This window comes from Coleofasciculus sp. E1-EBD-02 (assembly GCF_040218245.1).
Lineage (GTDB): Bacteria > Cyanobacteriota > Cyanobacteriia > Cyanobacteriales > Coleofasciculaceae > Coleofasciculus.
The window spans coordinates 54,542-75,236 of sequence record NZ_JAVJQN010000066.1; the positions used below are offsets into that span (position 1 = coordinate 54,542).

The following is a 20,695-nucleotide window of genomic DNA, read 5'->3' on the forward strand; positions in this document are numbered from 1 at the left end:
CATCGAGTCTTCATAAACTAGGGGATAAGGCAGCAGGGGTGTGACAGTGGAGGGAAGTGAACTCACGCGCCATGCCTCGCAGGGGCGAAGAGTCATCCTCCTAATGTCCCGTGTCACTCAAACAGCACCGTCACCTCACTGGATTGGGTAAAGTAATTCCAAATCGCGATCGCTAAATCATTCTCATATTCCAGCTTTTCGATACCCTGACAATTCCGGCAATCCCCTATACATGATGACGCTTGACCATCTAATGCCCCCTCTGGAATTGCTAAACAAATATTTACAACAGGGATCTCTTGTCCCTCACCCAATCCGTTATAGGTGCTGAACGTCACTGCCGCAACATAGTCCATATTGATGATCAAATCGGCGAGTCGGATGAATGCCAAGATAAACTCCTCGCACAGATAATTCAATAACTGTTTTGTCAAAAAAACCCTACATAAAAAGGTTAAGTCATACACCCAATTGGCGTAGTCACGATTGAACTATTCAATTTGGTGTCGTAGATGCGCTGACTAGCAACGGAATAGATCAGAGAGTTTCCCCTAGCTTGAGTTTTTCTCAAAGGTCGGGTTTCTTTTCTATGCCATTGCCATGACCCTGAAACCGTACTTAACCGTAAGATAGCGTAAAACACGTAATACACCAATAGCATCATAGTCAATCTGCACGCTGATCAGCAAGAGTTAGGGATGAGGGACTGGCAATTGAGGATTGGTGACTGGAAAAATTCTCCATCACCTCCCTCATCTGCCTCATCTGCCTCATCTGCCTCATCTGCCCCATCTCCCCCATCTCCCCTGTTCCCTGTTCCCTCTGCCCACAATTCAGGTTAACCAGGCTGCCAAATTCTGACTTGACCATTTAGACTGCGACTAACCATCGTTTCTCCATCAGCACTCATTGCCACAGCAGCGACACCCTCTGGATGTCCTTTAACAGCTTCGAGCCACAATTTTGACAAAGCTCTGTATCGATAGGATTTTGGGGATTCTGACAGTTAAAATTGAGGCAATATCGCATGGGCAATGGCTAAAATAGCATAGCTGGTAAAGCTCTGTAACTCTTTACAGGATTGCAATTTATAGTTATTGTTATTACTGTTGTTGCATTCTTTCAAGTTGCTATTGTGTCCTGTGCAACTGATCTTTTAGTTGCTGTATCCTTTGTCGATCTCGCGCTCTTTGAGCTTCCTGTAGTTGCCGCTCTTGCTCATTGACTGCTTCAATTGCTGCTTGCTCTATTGCATTGTCCATACAATCGAGTAGTATTAATAACGCTCCAATCATTTGATGTCATGAGACACTCTTTATTTTAGGGTAGAATGATAATTTCCAGAAATAGCCAAATTTTATCTGCTCTTTGAACTTTTTTCGCAACACCATTGACTACCCGGTCCGACAGCCAGTACATTGCCATCAGGCATAAATAGCATCCAATCTTCAGTACCCTCTTCCTCCGGATCTGACGGATCTGAATAGAGGGAAAATGTGGGTCTTCCGTAGTTAGTGTGCTAAATTGTTAGTTTGATTTGCCGGAACATGGGACAGCAATAGCTTTAACCAATTTTACCCGGATTTCAAGAGAGTTTTGAGGCGGTGAAAAGCGGCAATCATTGTGTGGCAAGCTTCCTGGTTCATTAAAGCTGATAGTTTAGCCCACTAAGTCCGGAAGACCCGATATTTTAGCCTCAATTAAATTTCTTTCGGTTGGATTAATAGACATTGCTTTTTTTTATAGTTATTTAACTTAAAATCCCAGAGTTGTTCGGAAACTGGAGAGGGATGATTCTCCCCCTCTTCCCCAACCGTTAAGGCATGGGTACAAGCGGCAACAATCCCCGGTGCTGAGAGATTGAACTGATAGGCTAACGCCTCTACCTGCCCATTTAACGACTCACCCGCTGTCCCTAATTGTGCCAGCCAAATCGCCTGTTGTTCCTCCAGCGTAGGTTTCGGCACATCAAAGGTAATCGGCGAACGTTGGGGGGAAAATAGCCGTTCCCGACTGGCGACAATTAAAGGAGTTTGCAAATTCTCTAGCAGTTGGAGAAATACTTGCCGTTGTAAACCATCCGCCCCATTCATCTCCTGACAATCCAGTAACAGGATACTATTGGTTAACCGTGCCGCCCGTTCCCAGCGCTGCATCAGTGCGGTTAAACTCCCGGCGGTGGATAATAAACCGGGTGTAGCTGTCAGGGTAGTCAGAGACACCTGCTTCAAATGACACCCTAGCAACGCACAAATCGCCGCCGCCACCGACTGCTGATCAGATATCTGAGTGCCACACAGTTGAATGACTGGATAACTCGATACCGCCGTTGCCTGTAACCAAACTTGTACCACCTGTTGTGCAATCCCTTGATGGGAGGGCGGTAGGGGGAAATCGGACTGAGGCGCGACTGGTTTAATTATCCCTTTTAACTGGGGATCGACATACTCTTCCCCCAACAAATACAGCAGGATACTCTCATCAATCCGCATCGGACTCAGGGTAAACGCCCGCCCTTGTTCAATCTCAATTAACTGCCAATGTCGCAACGCCGCATCAGCGGTAAACGCCTGCCAACTCGCCTCCGGCAAAATACGCGATGCCAAATAAGGTGTAGGGAACGTCCACTGTTCATTCCCCTGCGCCTCGGCACATAAGCGCCCAATTATTTACCAAGGACTTCCAATCAGGGTAAATGCTGCCCAATAATAGGGATGGGAGAGAGACTTGTCCTCTTGAGTTTCTAATGTTGGCGGTAACCGAACAGGTTGTCCACTTCCCCGTAATTGTCCCCCTTCCAAACGCACCTCTCCCTTGATCATCGCTAATTGTGCTTGGCGTAAGGCTTCGGCTTTAATCGGAGCGGTTTGCAACTTCCGATAAAACTCTGTCATCAATCCAGAGGTTCCTTCATCACTGACATACCACAAACTTGACAGCGCTGACTTGACCCCAGCTTGCACGGCTAATCCAGCAAAACCTAACTCCGCTTTTTCATCACCGACGGCGGTGCGACAGGCGGAAAGGATTAACAATTCAATGGGGGTGCGACGATTATTCCAGCCTAATTCTCGCAGTTGGTTCAGGCGCAGTAGATCATTCCATAACAGAATATAAGAATTTTCTAGAGAACCGGGTTTGAATTCACCATGGGTGGCTAAATGCACAATAGAAGCATTTTGGCTGTGGACTTTGAGTGATTCTAGGGTAACTTTTTCATTCAGGAATGATTCTCCATCACGAATGCCAGCAATTGTTTGTAGTTCCAGAGGGACAGCGGGTAAAGAACTCAGGTTCAGTTCCTTGGCTAGATCACTCGATTCCGCAATTCCCATTGCCAAAACGGGAACATTCTGAATATTGTTATAGCTAGTATCAGTAATACTCAGACTGGGCATTAACCCCACACTATAGTTTTCCACCAAAAAGCCTTGACCATCATGCAGCGCCGCCACGGGTAAGGAACGCAAGCCCCTATCCATGATGAACACCAGATTTTGAATCCCTTGGGCGTCTAAATCTGCTTTTAAGGGGGCGATTAACCATTGATACAGTTGCTGCGCCGGTGCTAAATAACTACTGGTTCTCCGTTTAATCGGATTGGTAATTTCTCGGCGTAATTTTTTTGCCGTTTGCCGGATCGTCTCTGGTGTCGTATCCGGGAGACTGACAACCTTTTTCTCCTGAGCGGAAACCATGATCAGTTCCAGGTTATCGGCAACAAAGATGGCATAAATAAACGCGGATTTTACCCCGGTTTGCTGCTCAATTTGCGCCAGAATTTCGGCGGCATCGGCGGGATTGTTAACGCTGGGTTTGGGTCCTAAATATCCGGAAAAAGTATCGGCAAGCAGACGGTCAAGGGTGGAAATGGCTAGGTCAGCATCCGCGACTTGACGACCCACAGGTAGTTGAGGAGAGATGGTGCTTAAGGGCAGATTGCTTTGAGCGGGTATCCGAGAAATGATTTCAATATTGTCTTGAACAACCGGAAATGTAAACGATTGCATGGGGAAAATTGAACCAAGAACTCCCTTGCCATTGGTAATTGCCCCAGCGGTGCCATTTTGCGTCGGATTTCCCACTTCAAAGGGGTCAAAGGCAGTACCACCACCATGGCGAATCACAATCGGATCACCACCTGTGGCTAGCGTTGCTTCTATGCCAGTTTGAGAACGGAATGTGCCTGTTGCTCTAAAATACCCATCGGTGGTAATGTTAATCGTAATTTCAATCCCTTCTGTTTCCGAGGGACGGGTGGCGATCGCACTCTGATTTCTGGGCAAACCTTGAGCATTGATCCAAATTAAATCAATACCAGGAGCGTCTTTGCTAAATTCGGGTTGACGGTTGTTCAGGGTAATTAAACCTGCTAAACCCGCCGTCGAACTGGAATTAACTTCTGCGAATGTCAGTTGACCCAAGCTGGAAACATCGATCGCACCACCCCCCAATGCACCCGATGAGTTCAAATTCCCACTGGTAATATCTCCAGTTTGGCTCGTCAGGGCGATCGCACCCCCTTTCCCCATTGCTGATGATGTATCAATGTGACCCGTGGTAATATTACCTGGAGTCGTCAGCGTCACAGCATTTTCTGGAGTCTCTCCCTGGGCAGTTAAATCGCCGCTTTGGATAGAGCCGAAGGGATTGGTCATGGTAATTCCGCCCTGGGTGGCAGAGACATCCGCTGTGGTAATCGTGTTATTGGCTTGCAGGTTGACGCTTTCGGCTTCTATATCGGCTGTCGTAATACCAGCTTGGTTAGCGGTGAGATTGACATCACCCTGAGGTGCTGTGAGTTTTCCTTGACTTGTATCAATAGAACCTGTTGCACTATCGATAGTGATACCGTCTTCAGTTGCAGTAATACTGGCGGTACTGATATCATCCGTCCCATTCAGTTCTACGACTGTCGCCTGGATATCGTCTCGAAGTTGAATCGTATCGGCGGTAATCTTAATCCCGTCTGAGTCAAGGGTAGTCATTGTCGAATCCGCGATCGCCTCTGTCGCCCGTTCAATCGTCAGCGCCCCCAAATCTGTTGTCGTCCATCCACCGCCAAAGTTTTGAGCGCCAACCGCACCAGCAAAGGTGACATTTCCCGATCCACTGTTTAGGTGCAAGTCAAACGGTGATGTAGCGGAAGAATTCCCAAGGGTTTCCTTAGCGCTGGATACAGTAGCACCGAAGCTAATATCACCGCCCCTCGATCCTGGTGATGCTTGAGAAATTGTATCGAATTGGGTATCCCGCACCAGAATTACATCACCTGTAAATTCAATTGGACCGCCACGGGTGTTAATCTTACCCGCGACTCGACTCTGTTGGGCATTAATAAATAAACTATCAAACACCGTCGTTGAAGTGCCGACAATATCTGCATTGATGGTGGTATCATCACCAATCCTTAACGTTTTCAAGGCATTCGGTTGACCGATTTCCCCCTGAAAGGAAACATTACCTGTCCCTGGTGCAACGGTGAGACTTTGCGTCTCCGGTGTTCTCCCCGTAACATCACCCATGAAGGTAATGTCACCGCCTCCTGCACCGATTCTCACCTCCACCTCTTCTTTGGCGTACAACCAGATGGTTTGACTTAAGGTAATCGGTTGTCCGGCGGTTTCTAGGGTGACGTTTGGCTGATCCGGGTTCCCCAGATAGACATTTTCCCCATTAATTGTAATTGCCGCATCATCGGTTCCGGTCAGATTGCCATTTACCTTAATTTCGCCCCCAGAAGCCGGGGATTGAATCGTCACTGGATCGTGGAAACTGACTCCCTCCGGGTCGAGGACAATTTCACCATTGCCCGTTTCCCCTCCAATCGTGATCTGGCTAAAGCCGTCTGCTATAGCCCCTAAGTCCCGATCGCTGATATCTAAACTTCCTTCTCCGTTGGCGGGTGAACCAATATCAATCGAAGCATTGTCGGTGGCTGGCTTCAGGGAAATGGTGCCTTGGTTCGGGGTACTGACCGAGTTAACTCCGCCATTGAGGTCAATTTTATCAGCCGTTAGGTCAATACTATCGGCTACGGTGACATGGTTATCAAAGGTTACAGATTCCCCCTTGTTAACCGTCAGATTTGTTAAGGGGGTGCGATTACCTACAGCGTCCGCAAACACGACCGTGCTATTATCGGCGTTTACGGTTAAATCTTGGCGTCCATCCACAGAATCGTTGAAATTAATCTCACCCCCCTGATTGGTAATGGCAATATCTTCACCGAGAGTGACTCGACTGTTGAGATCAATTGTATTATTTGCCGCATCAGCCGTCGTGATATCGCCATTCAGGGTAATCCCCTCACGCCCCTGAATCCTCAGGTTCTTAATTTCATTGCCATTACCGATCGCACCGACTGTCACCCGACCTGTATCCGCGTCCAGGGTGAGGTTAGCTGGGTTGGTTCCCCGAATCGTACCTGTATTAAACGCGATCGCACCCCCATCCGAGGTAAACGTTGTGGTTTGGTTGAGATTAAAGGCTGTGTCGGCTGTGTAGTTCTGGTTCTGGGCGTTGTAAATTTCTCCGGTAAAATTAATCGCTTCTGTGGCATTGATTGTCGCTGTGTCGCTCACGCCAGCTTCGGTTACCTTGCCAATATTCGCTAAGGTAATCGTTCCCCCATTTAAGCTTACGTTCAAGGGCGCTGTGGTGCGACCAATGGCTTCATTTATGGTTATATCGCCGTTTCCCGCATCCAGGGTCAAGTCTCCTGCACCATTAATGGATTGATTAATCGTAATATCCCCATCATTATTGGGATTATCCGTATTAATCGTCGCCTCTTCCCTTAACCTCACCGATCCAGTTAAGATAACATTGTTATCCACTCGATCTGACGTTTCAATCGTACTGTTTAGAGTAATCCCGTCACCCCTTAAGTTAACCGCTCCGGCATTGATGTCTCCCGTCGTCGAGATAGTATTTTCGGCTGTCACCCCTAGGGTTCCCGCAATCGAGACTGAATTCAGATTCAGGTTATCTTTGTCGTTGAGCGTGACATCATTGCCCTGATTAACCACGATAGTATTAAAGTCGTTATCGGTATTATCAAGAGTGATATCCTGGTTATTTCCGGCTGCCAGGGTAGCTGTGCCGTTGACTTTTATTATCGTGCCACTATTTTGGTTAATATTGTCTGTGGTGGCGGTAACAGTTAGGTCATTCGCTACATTGAGGTTTCCCTGGAACGTTGGATTGCCACCTTGCACGGTCAGGTTAAACCGTTCCCGTCTCAAGTTAACATCACCGATAGTCACCTCTCCTGTGACACGGGGACTGCCAATTTTGACTGTACCCCTTGATTCCAAGTTAGTTAAATCAGCTTCAGTTAGGAGGAAATTCCCTGGCGCACCGTCCCCAATACCGATTGTTGAGGTAAGATTAATTGGCTCAAAAGTAGCATTTCCCACATCTACTGTGGAGTTGATGCTCACATCCGTCGCGGTGACATCAAGTGTCCCAGAGATGGTAGATTCTGGATCATCCGGGGACGTTCCTAGCTGTATTTCATTGATATCTTTGAGGGAGACATTATTCGCACGGGTAACGATAACCTGATTCAAGTTATTATCATTGTTGAGGATGATGTCGTTCCCGTTAGCGTCTAACCGAGTTTCCCCTGCGACAACCAGAGAATCATTGGCATCTACCTGTTGAATCACACCTTGACTGGTCAAGCTAAAATTGCCTTGAATATTAGAAATAGTAGGCGCTTGACTAGAACCCAAAGCAATATCATTCACATCGGTCAGTTTGACCTGGTTGGCGTTGGTGATCACGACTTCATTAAAGTTGTTGTTGGCATGGTTAAGCGTGATATTCGTGGGATTCTCCGCATCACCGGCGGTTAATCGGGTTCTACCGCCAATATCCAATGAGCTGTCATTCCCTTGGGTAATCGCCCCCTTCGCCGTAACGGTTAGGTCAAACCCTGCTGTTGAAATACTTTCATTCAGTTCGACAGCGCCACCTGCCTGCAAATCTAAATTCAATCCATCCGTCGGTGTCGTGATCCTATCGCTATCAAATATCTGCCCGTTGATGAAGATATTATTCGCCGCGATTAAGGTTAGGGTTTTCCCACCCTTGCCATTAAAATCTAAGTCTGTTGCTAGGGTAATATTCCCCGCTTGACCGATTCCCGGTGGGGAAGATCCTGTATCCACGGTAACATTACCCTCAGTTAATGCCGCTAATAGGGTATTAATATTTAGGACGGAGTTATCCGCCGTCGCCGTAAAATTAGGCGCAGTGCCACTCGTTTGATCAGCCGCCGCACTAATGGTGATATTGTAGGGATCAATCAGCCAGGTTCCCCCATTCCCTGTCGGTGCGGTGATATCGGGCGCTACCGGAACATCTAAGAATCCGGCACTACTGGTTTCCACAAACCCCCCATTCCCCCCATTTACCCCACCTCGGGCGCTAATATGACCATAAGTGCGAGTCGTCTTTTGAGACCAGACCATGACTTGACCCCCATGCCCCTGATCGAGAGCATTTGCATTAATCGTCGCATCGTTACTGACAAACGTCACATCCGCATTCGGGATTGGTTCTTGACCTTTTTCACCGCCGCCAATTCGTACATTACCCCCACCCTGGCGTCCTGATGCATCTACGTTGGCGGCGATTAAACCCACTGTATTGCCAATAATATTGACTTCACCCCCAAGTGAGGATGAGGAGTCAAGGCGTGAATCCCCGACAGAAACATCAATTTCACCGGATACAATAGCCATTCCTGTCTGTTTGGGCAAGGTGACTCCCGTATCTGTCAGTTGGACATCACCAGATTGGTTAACCTCGACGCCTGTTTCAACCTCTTCCCCCTTCCCGGTTAACAATTGAGCTAAATCCAGAGGTTTGATCGGCAACAATTCCCCAGTGGGAGTCTTCGGTGCTTCAATTTCCAACGAAAGGAGTTGTCCTTTTTGAGAAATCTTGACCAAATTGGCACCGGGAACCGCCGCTACGGTAATGGTTCCCCCAGGTGCAGTTAGTGTCCCGGTGTTAATCACATTACCAGCGAGTAGGGTTAAATTTTGCCCCTGGGATACGGCTAAGTCACCCCCATTAACAATACTTCCCACCTCCAACGGATCAAAGGCAAATTGGTTAGGTGTCCCGACTAAGTTCTGATAGGCATTCTCACCCACCGCATTAAACCAATGATTATCGCCAAACCCCATACCTGTGGCGGTGGTGGCGATAAAGTCAGCCGGGACGTTTAATCGGGAAGACGCCCCAAAAATCATCCCCGCCGGATTCATTAAATATAAGTTCGGATTGCCGCCGGTGACCTGAATCAACCCGTTAATCACAGAGGCGTCACCACCCACGACGCGACCGAGGATAGTGTTTAAATTTGGATTAGCCAAAAAGTTGGCAATTTGGTTGGCATCTAAGCCAAACTGCTGGAAACTGTGGAAGAGGTTTTTGCCATCAGCAGAAAGACTACCCCCAGAAATATCGATGCGGTTGTCATCCAGTGTAATAATTGTCCCCGTCCCATCTCTGGCTGAGGTAATCGGTTGCGCCAGAACTAGGACTTCAGAGAACGTACCCAGACTTGCAATCCCCAACCCAAATCCGGTAACAACGGTGGTTAAATGATGCACTCTGTTCATGGCTAATTCCTCCAGCAGAGGTTAGATTTTCCGGGGACTTTTAAACTGAAGTTCCTCCGGTGCAGAGGGACGACACAATGCTTTCAGCTTTACCCCATCAGGGTTTGAGCGATTTTGACGGACTTTTATTAACATACGGCATTGCTCATGTCAAACATAATGAATCAAGGCAACCCAGAAGTCAATAGGATAAGTAGTCGGACACAATTAAAGTTAATGGTTGAGATTAGGCAACAGGGAACAGGCAATAGGCAACAGTAAGAGTTTGAGGCTGGTTTGCATAACTTAATCGGGTTGAGTTTATTTCCACCAACCTACTTAATAAAAAAATCTAACAGCGCCTTGGCTGTCTGTTGCGGCGCTTCCTCTGGGAGAAAATGACCGCACTCCAACGCCTGACCCCGAACATCGATCGCGCGATCGCGCCAGGTTTGCAGGACATCATAGCGGCGTTGCATGACCCCTTTTGCGCCCCATAACACCAATAGAGGACATTGAATCTTCTGGTCAATATCTGCTTCATCGTGGTCGAGATCAATGGAGGCGGCGGCGCGATAATCCTCACAAGTGGCGTGAATCACAGCAGGTTGGCGAAAGCAGCGACTATATTCCGCCATCGCCGCTTCGGTAAACCCTGTCTGTGTTGCACTCCATTGGTGTATCTTGGTTTTCAGGTAAAATTCTGGGTCTGCACCAATCAGTCGTTCGGGAAAATCATAGGGCTGAATCAGAAAAAACCAATGTTCGTAAGCTGTGGCTAACTCCTTATCCACCGTTTGAAAAATCGTTCGGGTAGGTACAATATCTAAAACCGCCGCTTTATCAACTCGGTTAGGATGGTCAAGCAGGAGACGATGCAACACCCGTCCGCCGCGATCGTGTCCGGCGGCGAAAAACCGCTTAAAACCCAGGATATCCATCAGTTCCACTTGGTCTTGGGCAGTTACCCGTTTAGAATAGGTCAGATGGGCTGGATCAGAGTTGGGTTTATCGCTGTCACCATAACCGCGCAAATCGGCACAAATCACGGTGAAGTGCTGTGCCAGAACGGGTGCAACCTGATGCCACATTACATAGGTTTGCGGATAACCATGGAGTAATAATAGAGGATATCCTGCGCCACCCATCACCAGATTAATCGTGGTGTCTGAGGTGGTAATCCGATGCTGGGTAAATTGCTCAAACATACGTGCTAACGGGGAATAAGTAGACAAATCTTAACCAAGTACGTTAGTTTATACTCAGACATGGTATCTTGCTGCTAGTCAGACGGTGCATGGGGTGAAAACCTTTCCAGCAGAAGATACAGGTGTTTCCGATTAAGTATCCGTTTTTTGAGCGCGATCGCGCCGTTGAGTTATACTGCTCGCGGTTACAAACTGAGCTTTTGTCATGCAGAACTTAGTGAAGTACAGCGTAACATCTGGTGAGATTCTTCACTCCGCTATCGCTCCGTTCAGAATGACAAATTTAACCGCGCGAAGCATAGTTCAGAACATTTACGTTTCAAGGCAAGCATCTACTCTTCGCAAGCATCTACTCTTCTAGTGCATCGGTTCCATCTTTGAATCAGATGCTAGTTCTTTTGACAAAAAATACTAGCAGTGACCTGAAACTCTCGTGTTATCACGTAGGTCGGGAAGCCACTTGTACCAGGTCAAAAAATTCTATTTATAAAAAATAATTTAATTATTACGAATGAACTTAACCCGTCTAATTCAAGAGTTAAACGACTATAGTAAACATGGAAACGGAGAGCTAATTCTAAAAAACTCTCAGGCATTTTGGACATTGTACTTGGTTCGGGGTCAATTACTTTATCCGAAGAGTAAACATCATCCCGTGAGACGCTGGAATCGGGCAATCAATCAGCATCGGTCGAATTGGCACTGGAGGGCTGATTACTCGCAGTTTTCCGACAATCCTAGTTGGGAATGTCAGCTCATCGATCGCGGATTGAGCCAAAAACAACTTAGCCTGATTCAAGCCAAGTTAATCATTCGCAGTTTAGTTCAAGAATGTTTATTTGAACTCACGCCTTACACGGATTTGGACAGAGACTGGAAGCCCACCCAAACAGCGATATCGACATTTTGCAAAGTTGTTGCTTTATCCAGCAACGAAATACAAACAATTCTGGGTACAGCCGAGCAAATGCAGAAACAATGGCAAGCGGCTGGGTTGAGTCACCTTCACCCGACTATGGCTCCTATTTTACAAGAGGGAGCAGATATATCCGAATTGCCGATTGCAGACAAGTATCTCAATGGAAAATTAACCTTGTGGGATATTGCGGTTGAGCGAAATCAATCCATCATTGAAGTTAGTCAGTCTTTGGTGGATTGGACTAAACGAGGGATGATTAAATTTCAAGACATTCCTGATTTGACGTTACCAAGCAGCAACGATAATGCTGGGAATACTCCGATAGTTGCTGAGAAAAAGCCACCAGAAATCAAGCAAACTCCACCCGATACTAAAACGTCTTTAATTGCTTGCATTGATGACAGTCCGGTGTTAACGCTCACGTTAAGAAAAATTTTAATTCCCAATGGATATCAAGTGTTGAGTATTCCCGAACCGATGCGAGGGTTCTCTCAACTGATTGAACATAAGCCAGATTTAATTTTGCTTGACCTTCTTTTACCGAATGCTGATGGCTATAGCATTTGTAAGTTTCTGCGAGAAACTCCTGTGTTTAAAAAGACACCGATTATTATATTGACGGCTAAAAATACGTCAATTGACCGGACTCGCGCTCAACTGGTGGGTGCAACTGGGTTTTTAGCGAAACCGCCTCAAGCTCAAGAATTGTTGGAGATGGTGCAGCAACATCTGGGATAAGGCAGCAAGAAAGCAGGAGGCACAAGAGAATAAGTCTGACTTTTCACATAGAGTTTTGTAGGGGCGGGTTTCACGATTATCTTTTCTTTAGCACTCGGATTTGACTAAACCCGCCCTAACCAAGTGAGGTTCAGATACCCGACTTCTGAGAGAAATCAGGTATCTTATTGGTGAGTTACAACGAGTGCCTAGTAGAGGGATTTGATATCAACTTTGAAGTGGGCAATTAGGGTCATCCGTTCGTAGGACAAGAAGTACAGATGCAACAGTTCTGGGTCATCCTGATCCCGGTGCATGACGATGCCATCGAACGCAACTTTATGATTGTCAATCCACCCGTCCTTAGAATCCAGTAATCCAGCGAAATAAGGACTTTTATCGGGATGGTTGGTTTTCAGTTCTTCGTAGTCTTGATAGAACGGAGGAATGCCAATTCCTAAAGGCATATATAAGCCCTTATTATATTCCTCTACAGGTAACTGCGGTAGGTTTTTGATATCAACGCCACTGATAAACAATTTGTTTTGTTCTCCGGATTTCGTATCCGTGAACGTTAACTCCAGTTCCTGTAAGGTTTCATCGACACCTACATGGTCAATATTCCGGAGAACGGCTTTGTCAAATTGACCAATGCGCCAGTATTCATGTCCCCAGGGTTTATCCGTATTATAGTATCCAGGGGGAACAAAAGAGCCAAATTGAATCTCATGTTCACCGCTATAGAAATCGCCCCAGGTTTGTAAGTTATTGGCGAGAACGGTGCGGACTTTGCGGACTTGCTCACCGGACGCAATGATTTTTTCATCTAGGGGGAAATCGGCTTGAACTTCTTGCTCATCGATGACATCTCGCAGCAAGTCAGTCTTGACAACAGCGCCACTAGGATCTTTCCAATGTTCTAAGCGTCGCCAGTGTTTCCAGTAGGAGATATTGTTGATGTCTTCAAAGACTTCTTTGTACAGTCCATGGGGAAAGTCAAACCATCCTTGGTAGTAAAGCTTTTTATTGCCGTCTTCTTTGGTGGTGAGAATCACTTCCCACAATCCACCATTGATGCAATTATTGGCTAGGGCGACTTGATAGATATTGTCTTTTTCAAACCCGTCACCGCCACTAATTTCAATATGTTCGGAATCCGCTGGGAAACTGATCTGTTGGCGGTTCCATTCGCGGTTAGTAAAGGCAACGATTTCTAAGCCTTCATCGTTTTTAGTCCATTCGGGGACTTTCGGGGTTAAAAGTTCTAAATCAATATTTTTGATCACAATTTTAGCCGTGTGATCGTTATTCGGCTCCAGGACAAAATCGAAATGGTGGTCATCCCGTTTAACCACGGTTAAAGTGCGATCGTTATAGCGGCGGAATTTTTTACTTAAACCTGATGTGTTGGCGGGATATTGAGTATTGGTTAATTCCTTGAGATTAACCTCCATTGCATCGCTGACTTTATATCGAGTGGTCTGTCGATACGCCAGTCCAGCTCCTCCTAAACCAATTACACCAATACATACGGCAAGGGTGCCAATTAAAATTTTATTCCTTTTCTTTTTCCGTGTTTTGCTCGCACTTGAATCGGTGAGATGCATTTTATCATCTTGAGGTAAAGCCGAGTTTGACATGCAAGTTTCCCTGGTTTTTTCGTTCTGAATAGCATATTAACCAATAAGTTTTAACTTTTGCAACCTCTTTGTATAGTTTTTGCTAAACTTCATCATTTCTTTAAAAAAGTGAAAGTATTACTTTACCGTTTTTTTATATAAAATGATTCATTTTGACTTGAATACTTAGGCAGAATAAGCGACAAAAACAATAGATGTAGCGAGTGTAAACGTCAAAAACGCTATATGTAGTGTTTTTACCGGAACAAGGCTGATTTGCCGGAAAATGGCGGAAAACCGTTAAGAACTAATACTAATTGTTCGTTTTGGGGGATAGCCTCTACCTTCAGACAGAAGACTAAATTGTGAAAATAACTCAAAGTATATTTAAGCAAATACTCGTAAAATAAAAATTTTTATTAATAAAATATTACTCGTTTTACTTGTGTGGTATAATTTACACTTTTAGATTAGTTGGTTTATGAATTTGTCGGTAGAATTAGATTGTTTTAGTATTACACTTTCAGTGTTGATACAAAACAGTTTGTGACATATTGAAATATATCGCTATAGTCTGCAATAGACGTAATATAGACGACATAAGGGTTGTGAAGTTTTTCTCTCGGTGATTTCTACGGAGAGTCGGTGTAAGACAGATAGACCGAAAATGGAATTTTTTGTATTACACAGGGGTTAGGATTGCGATAGTCCTGACTCTGTAAATACTTTGGCTTGCTCTAAGACCAACTCAATCGCCAACGCCTGCATATCTGGTGGATAGCCATATTGTCGCAGTAGACGCTTGACCATAACTTTCATTCTGGCTCTGGCGCTTTCTTTGAGATTCCAGTCAATGGAGGCATTTTTACGAATGCGGCTGACTAATACCCTGGCTAATTCCCGCAGTTGGTCAACTCCCATCACGTCTTGAGCGCTTTGGTTTTGCGCGAGGGCATCATAAAAAGCGAGTTCGTAGGGTTCTAATCCTAAGTCTTCCCCTCGTTGGGTTGCTGCTTGCACATCCCGCGCCATGTGGAGCAATTCTTGAATCACATCGGTTACGCCAATTACTTGATTTTGGTAGCGGCGCAATGTATCTTCGAGCATTTCCGCCAATCTGCGACTTTGGACGATGTTAGTCCGGCTTTTGGCTTTAACTTCTTCTTTGAGGAGCTTTTTCAACACCTCAACCGCGAGGTTTTGGTGTTCCATGCCTTCGACTTCGGCTAAAAACTGTTCGGAGATAATCGACACATCGGGGTTTTGAATGCCTGCTTCGTCAAAGATGTTAACGACGGTATCGGATACTAGGGCTTGGTCAACGACTTGACGAATCGCGGTTTCTAGTTCTCGATTGCTGAGACGACCATCGTCGGGTTCGAGTTTACGCAAGCTGGCTTTAATGGCTTGGAAGAAGGACACTTTTTCGGCTTGCGCGATCGCCTGGGGATGATGAGCGATTAAGGCGTAACTCCGCGATAAGGCGGTAACAGCATCTAAAAATCGCGGTTTAATGTCTGGATGAGCGGCATAATTGGTCGCTCCTTTGAGACTATTTAGCTTTTCTCCAGTTTGAGCGCTGAAATAAGACAGGTAGTTGTAATCGGCGAGAATTTGCTCGACGATTTCCAGTTTGGTTAAAAATAAGCCTAGGGCGACGTCTTGGTCGAGGGTGAGTTCACCTTTGCCGCCGCTTTGGGAATAAAAGGATAATGCTTTTTTGAGTTCGCTGGCGACGCCGAGATAATCGACGATTAAGCCGCCTTGCTTTTCAAAATAAACACGGTTAATTCGGGCGATCGCCTGCATTAAATTATGCCCTTTCATGGGTTTGTCTATATACATGGTGTGGAGACAGGGGGCATCAAACCCCGTCAGCCACATATCGCAGACAATCACCAGTTCCAGGTTGTCTTCTGGATCTTTGAGTCGTTGGGCGAGGATGCGGCGATCGCGTTTACTGGTGTGGTGTTGTACGAGATTGCCTTCATCGGAGGCACTGGCGGTGATGACAACTTTGATTTTGCCACTATTTAGATCCTCGCTGTGCCAGTCGGGACGCCGTTTAATTATGTTGTCGTAGAGGTTGGCGGCAATTTGGCGACTGAGGGTGACAATCATCCCTTTGCCGCGATTGGCGGTTTGGCGTTGTTCAAAGTGGGTAATGATGTCTTGGGCGATGGTTTCCAGGCGTTGGCTAGAGCCGATTATGGCTTCGAGTTGGGTTTGCTTGGCTTTGGCTTTTTGGGTGGTGTTGAGGTCTTCAAAACTGAGATCCTCGTCCAGTTCATCGAGTAATTCCCGCCCTTGTGCGTCGAGGTCTACTTCGACTAGGCGGCTTTCGTAGTAAATGGGGACGGTTGCGCCATCTTCAACGGCTTGGGCAATGTCGTAGATATCGATGTAGTTGCCGAAGATTTCCGGGGTGTTTTTGTCGCTTTGTTCGATGGGGGTTCCGGTGAAACCGACAAAGGTGGCATTGGGGAGGGCATCGCGGATATATTTGGCGAAGCCGTAGCGGGTGGCTTTGCCGATTTCGTTCCCGTCTGGGTCTTTGAGGGTGACTTGTTTGGCTTTGAATCCATATTGGCTGCGGTGGGCTTCGTCGGCTAGGACAACGATATTGGCGCGATCGCTAATTTTAGGATAGAGGGTTTCGCCGTCTTCGGGGGCGAATTTCTGAACGGTGGTAAAAATAATCCCCCCAGAGGCGACGTTGAGGAGTTCGCGGACGGCTTGGCGGTTTTCGGCTTGTTGGGGTTCTTGACGCAGCAGTTGACGACAGCCTGCGAAGGTGTCAAATAGTTGGTCGTCGAGGTCGTTGCGATCGGTCAAGATAACCAGGGTGGGGTTATTTAATGCCAGAACGAGTTTACCACTGAGGAAGACCATAGATAGGGATTTACCGCTCCCTTGGGTATGCCACAGGACTCCGCCGCGATGATTTGCCCTCTCCCTAAATCCCTCTCCCACGGGGCGATGATCTGCCCTCTCCCTAAATCCCTCTCCCAAAGGGCGAGGGACTTTCATATTCCCCTCCCTTTGGGAGGGGTTAGGGGAGGGAGAAGGGCTAGGGGAGGGAGAAGGAAAGGGCAAACCCAGATGCTGAAGGATCGATCGCAAAACCGATTCAAGATCGTTGAAAATCGCCTGATTGGTGAAGCGTAGAACTGTATGACCCAGGGATTTAAGATAATTCTCTCGTTCGCGATCGCGTTTTTTTTGTTGGGGTTGTTCATGCACTCCACCATCTAGTTCAATCACTAATTGGTGTTGATGGCAGTAAAAATCGACGATGTAATGTCCTATCTGATGTTGACGACGAAATTTTAGCCCATAGAATCGTTTAGCTCTGACGGTTTCCCAAAATATAATTTCGGCAGGAGTCTGTTTTTTGCGGAGTTCTCGCGCTCGTTTGAGGAGTGTGGTTACAGGTAATCCACCCCGATAAGCTGTTGGATTTGCCCTCTCCCTAGATGTCTCTCCCCCAGGGTGATGATCTGCCCTCTCCCTAAATCCCTCTCCCAAAGGGTGATGATCTGCCCTCTCTCTAGATGTCTCTCCCAAAGGGTGATGATCTGCCCTCTCTCTAGATGTCTCTCCCAAAGGGCGATGATCTGCCCTCTCCCTAAATCCCTCTCCCAAAGGGTGATGATCTGCCCTCTCCCTAAATCCCTCTCCCAAAGGGCGAGGGACTTTCATATTCCCCTCCCTTTGGGAGGGGTTAGGGGAGGGAAAGGGGTTAGGAGAGGGGATTCCGCACGCTTGCAAGACACTTTCGACGGCTTTATTAACGGCGTAATACTGGTGATAAGCGCTGATTTTCTTGAGGGTTTGCAGGTTGACAACCTCGGTTTCTGGGTCTATGGTTTTGGTTTGTTCAAAGACGGTGAAATGGCGGATCAGGTCGAGTAGGGTATGTTTATTCAGCATCCCTTGGCTGAGGATTTCCAGTTCGTTAGTGTCGGGGTTGTTGTCAATTTCGCCGTTGGGGAGTTTGCGTTTCCACTGGCTAAAGCGGTTATAGTCGGCAGAAAGGGAACCAGCGCGGGCTGACAGTCCATCGGAGATGACCAGCAGGGCGTTATAGGTAAATAAACTAGGGATTTCTTGTTTATAGGTTTGCAGTTGGTTATAGGCGGCGTAGAGGTTGGCTTTGGTATCGGCGGCGTTTTTCAGTTCGATGACCACTAAGGGTAAGCCGTTAATAAACAGGATAATATCGGGGCGGCGTTGGTGGTTGTCTTCGATGATGGTAAACTGGTTAACCGCGAGGAATTCGTTGTTTTCGGGGGTTTCCCAGTCAATCAGCCAGAGTTGTTCGCCTTTGGTTTCGCCGTTTTTGGTATATTCAACGGTGATGCCTTCGGTGAGGTAGCGGTGGCAGGTTTCGTTATTGTTGATCAGGTCGGGACTGGCGATGTTTTGTAAGTCCCGTTGGGCTTGGTTGCGGATATCGGGGGGAATGTGGGGGTTAATGCGGCTGATGGCTTGGCTGAGGCGGTTCGTTAGCAATACGTCTCCATAAGACGAACGTTCAGGTCGAGAATCTTCAGGGGACAATTCAACGCCATATTGGTACTCATATCCCAAGCCCTGAAGAGTCCTCAAGGCAAATTCTTCAATTTGAGCTTCAGTCAACTTCTTCATTATCTTTTGCCAATAGATATTCTTGGTATTTATCCTGATAAGCAATGAGATCGCCAAATAGAGCAATGCTTGTCATAATCGGAATCCCAGCAACCATTACAGTTCCGTGTTCATCGTCAAGCCAATCATTAAAATCTCTATAATCTTCATCTTCATATTTAATTTCTTTGCCTTTACTTTTAAGTGGATATTCAACTTCATAAAATTCAATCAAAAAGCAGGCGATAGTTTCTACAGAATTCATAAGGAAGAAGGCCGTAAGTTCCTCTGTTTTTTCATCTTCAAGAGAATGTAGATTTTTCCCATGCGATAAACCATTTCTAATTTCACCTAAATTTTGAATTGACGTTATCATCCCGCTAATAAAATTGCTATTTTCTCTACATCTGACTAGATTGATATTCTTAAGCGTCTCTGATGCCAGTTTATTTATTTTTATAGATTTGAGCTTTTTTTCATTTTCATATTCTTCAACTCGTTCAAATAAAATTGTTTTTAGTATGGTTTCAATAAGTGAGTGCGCGTTGGAGATAGCTGAATCAAGGTCAGAAGCATAAACCAGTTCTATTCGATTAACAAATTGTGCTAGAGAATGCCATCGCCTATATTTTTCTACTAGCTCTCTAAGTCGCGTTAGTTTGTGCATACTCACCCTCCTATCCTGATTTGACCACTCATAAGTTTAGGGAGAAGAATGTCGCGGGTTTTTGTTAGGGTTTGGATTTGTTTTTTGTTATTTTCAACTTTTAAGAATAAACTAAGTACAATTTTTGTGAACTTCTTCTCTAGAACTTTATCGGTATGAAGAATGAGAAAGTCTAGAAGATAGTTTATTTTCATGTTTGGACGAGTAGATGTTTCGTAAGTTATTTTTTCTATATGTTCTCGAAATCTCCTACTTTGTAAAAAACAAAAAACTAATAAATGACTGGTATTTTCGTTCAGTTTTAACCTTATTAATCCATTATTAAAAACAGAAGGTAAATCACTCATGATCAGCAGATTTAATCCAAGAGAACTTGTTCTACTGACAATGATGTCATTAGTTCTAAGTCTGTACTGCTCAAAATTCTTTTCAGTAACTTCACAGTATCCCCAATCCTCAAACGGGCGATGATTTGTTAGATCGCCAACTCTTAAACATTTTATCCCTGTATTCCGTTCAACAATCGGTGCTTTTTGTATGGCATCAGCTCCAGTATTCGCTTTTTCAACAATATCTCCTAGTTTATGCACGCGCCAACCTGCGGGAATTGCGCCTAATTCTGACGGTTCCATTGCGCCACCGGAGGATTTGTAGGGCTTGCCGTCGGCGTTGGGGAACTCGAAATCGACGAACCAATGCTTAAATAGAGTTTGTGCGATCGCCTCTAGTGTCTCGTTCTGTCTTCTGAGGTTTTCAATCTTGCGATCGAGGCTTGATAAAACTGCTGCAATTTTCTTTTGTTCTGTAATCGGGGGTAAATCGATCAGTAAGTCTTTGATTTGAGATGGTGAAATGTTTGCCTGATTAGCACTGCCTGATGCACCGATACCTAGCTTATATTGTGTAACTGGTTGAACTAAAAAGTAGTAAAGAAATTCATTATCCAGCTTTCTTAAGTTTTTGGGATAGACTTTCCCAACCCGCTGATTGAGCAACGCTTCAATGTCTGAGTTATATCTCGCCACTTTTCCAACTGCTGACGAGACTTGCGTTACATGCGAACCAGTCATTGCAATCAGAACATCCCCTTGATGAATCAAAAACTTTTCCAAGCCTTGTGGTGAGCCAGAAAAAAAGCTGATTTCATCCCAAGTGATTTCCCCGGAAGCGATATTTTTTATTTTAATAACAGGCGTACCCTGATCGCTGAATCTCGTCGATTTGAAAGCATATCCGTTTTGCACATCCGCAAAATCTCCAAGAGGTACTTGTAACCACTCACTCATAACTCAAACCCCACCTTTGCCAATTGAGCC

At 45.9% G+C, this 20,695-nt stretch carries 11 protein-coding genes; 1 reads left to right on the forward strand and 10 read right to left on the reverse strand.

The annotated features are described in order from the left end of the window. Positions 1-113 precede the first annotated feature (113 nt). The 6 genes from RIC07_RS11170 to RIC07_RS11195 form a co-directional block, all read right to left on the reverse strand. Entirely contained in the window at positions 114-434 is a 321-nt protein-coding gene (locus tag RIC07_RS11170; RefSeq protein ID WP_446380223.1) for a hypothetical protein, read from the reverse strand. Between the two features lie 232 nt (positions 435-666). Next, positions 667-870 carry a hypothetical protein gene (locus RIC07_RS11175; protein WP_446394580.1) on the reverse strand — a complete coding sequence of 68 codons (204 nt, stop codon included), beginning with the start codon at positions 868-870 and terminating at the stop codon, positions 667-669. Between the two features lie 36 nt (positions 871-906). Next, the gene (locus RIC07_RS11180; RefSeq protein ID WP_446394581.1) at positions 907-1,029 is read right to left on the reverse strand and encodes a 4-Cys prefix domain-containing protein; all 123 of its coding nucleotides are present in this window, start codon (positions 1,027-1,029) and stop codon (positions 907-909) included. 671 nt (positions 1,030-1,700) lie between these two features. Next, a complete protein-coding gene (locus RIC07_RS11185; protein WP_446394582.1) occupies positions 1,701-2,606 on the reverse strand; it encodes a hypothetical protein in 906 nt (301 codons plus the stop codon). A gap of 63 nt (positions 2,607-2,669) precedes the next feature. After that, complete coding sequence (locus RIC07_RS11190; protein ID WP_446394583.1) at positions 2,670-9,641, reverse strand: CHAT domain-containing protein; 6,972 nt, start codon at positions 9,639-9,641, stop codon at positions 2,670-2,672. Between the two features lie 314 nt (positions 9,642-9,955). Further along, positions 9,956-10,828: an alpha/beta fold hydrolase gene (locus RIC07_RS11195; protein WP_446394610.1), complete on the reverse strand. Its 873-nt coding sequence runs from the start codon at positions 10,826-10,828 to the stop codon at positions 9,956-9,958. A 511-nt stretch (positions 10,829-11,339) separates the two neighbouring features. Here RIC07_RS11195 and RIC07_RS11200 point away from each other — a divergent pair. Next, positions 11,340-12,485, forward strand: a complete 1,146-nt coding sequence (locus tag RIC07_RS11200; RefSeq protein WP_446394584.1) for a response regulator — start codon at positions 11,340-11,342, stop codon at positions 12,483-12,485. Between the two features lie 188 nt (positions 12,486-12,673). Here RIC07_RS11200 and RIC07_RS11205 read toward each other — a convergent pair whose 3' ends face one another. The 4 genes from RIC07_RS11205 to RIC07_RS11220 form a co-directional block, all read right to left on the reverse strand. Then, positions 12,674-14,104, reverse strand: a complete 1,431-nt coding sequence (locus RIC07_RS11205) for a hypothetical protein (RefSeq protein ID WP_446394585.1) — start codon at positions 14,102-14,104, stop codon at positions 12,674-12,676. Between the two features lie 672 nt (positions 14,105-14,776). Further along, a complete protein-coding gene (locus tag RIC07_RS11210; protein ID WP_446394586.1) occupies positions 14,777-18,733 on the reverse strand; it encodes an HsdR family type I site-specific deoxyribonuclease in 3,957 nt (1,318 codons plus the stop codon). Then, entirely contained in the window at positions 18,717-19,379 is a 663-nt protein-coding gene (locus RIC07_RS11215) for an abortive infection family protein (RefSeq protein ID WP_446394587.1), read from the reverse strand. The genes RIC07_RS11210 and RIC07_RS11215 overlap by 17 nt, the downstream gene beginning before the upstream one ends. Before the next feature lie 2 nt (positions 19,380-19,381). Then, entirely contained in the window at positions 19,382-20,665 is a 1,284-nt protein-coding gene (locus tag RIC07_RS11220) for a restriction endonuclease subunit S (protein WP_446394588.1), read from the reverse strand. Positions 20,666-20,695 lie beyond the last annotated feature (30 nt).

Excerpts from the sequence above, each read along its gene's own strand:
- RIC07_RS11175 (WP_446394580.1), bottom strand. The coding sequence starts at position 870 with ATGGTCAAGTCAGAATTTGGCAGCCTGGTTAACCTGAATTGTGGGCAG.
- RIC07_RS11180 (WP_446394581.1), bottom strand. The coding sequence starts at position 1,029 with ATGCGATATTGCCTCAATTTTAACTGTCAGAATCCCCAAAATCCTATC.
- RIC07_RS11190 (WP_446394583.1), bottom strand. The coding sequence starts at position 9,641 with ATGAACAGAGTGCATCATTTAACCACCGTTGTTACCGGATTTGGGTTG.
- RIC07_RS11195 (WP_446394610.1), bottom strand. The coding sequence starts at position 10,828 with ATGTTTGAGCAATTTACCCAGCATCGGATTACCACCTCAGACACCACG.
- RIC07_RS11200 (WP_446394584.1), top strand. The coding sequence starts at position 11,340 with ATGAACTTAACCCGTCTAATTCAAGAGTTAAACGACTATAGTAAACAT.
- RIC07_RS11205 (WP_446394585.1), bottom strand. The coding sequence starts at position 14,104 with ATGTCAAACTCGGCTTTACCTCAAGATGATAAAATGCATCTCACCGAT.
- RIC07_RS11210 (WP_446394586.1), bottom strand. The coding sequence starts at position 18,733 with ATGAAGAAGTTGACTGAAGCTCAAATTGAAGAATTTGCCTTGAGGACT.
- RIC07_RS11215 (WP_446394587.1), bottom strand. The coding sequence starts at position 19,379 with ATGCACAAACTAACGCGACTTAGAGAGCTAGTAGAAAAATATAGGCGA.
- RIC07_RS11220 (WP_446394588.1), bottom strand. The coding sequence starts at position 20,665 with ATGAGTGAGTGGTTACAAGTACCTCTTGGAGATTTTGCGGATGTGCAA.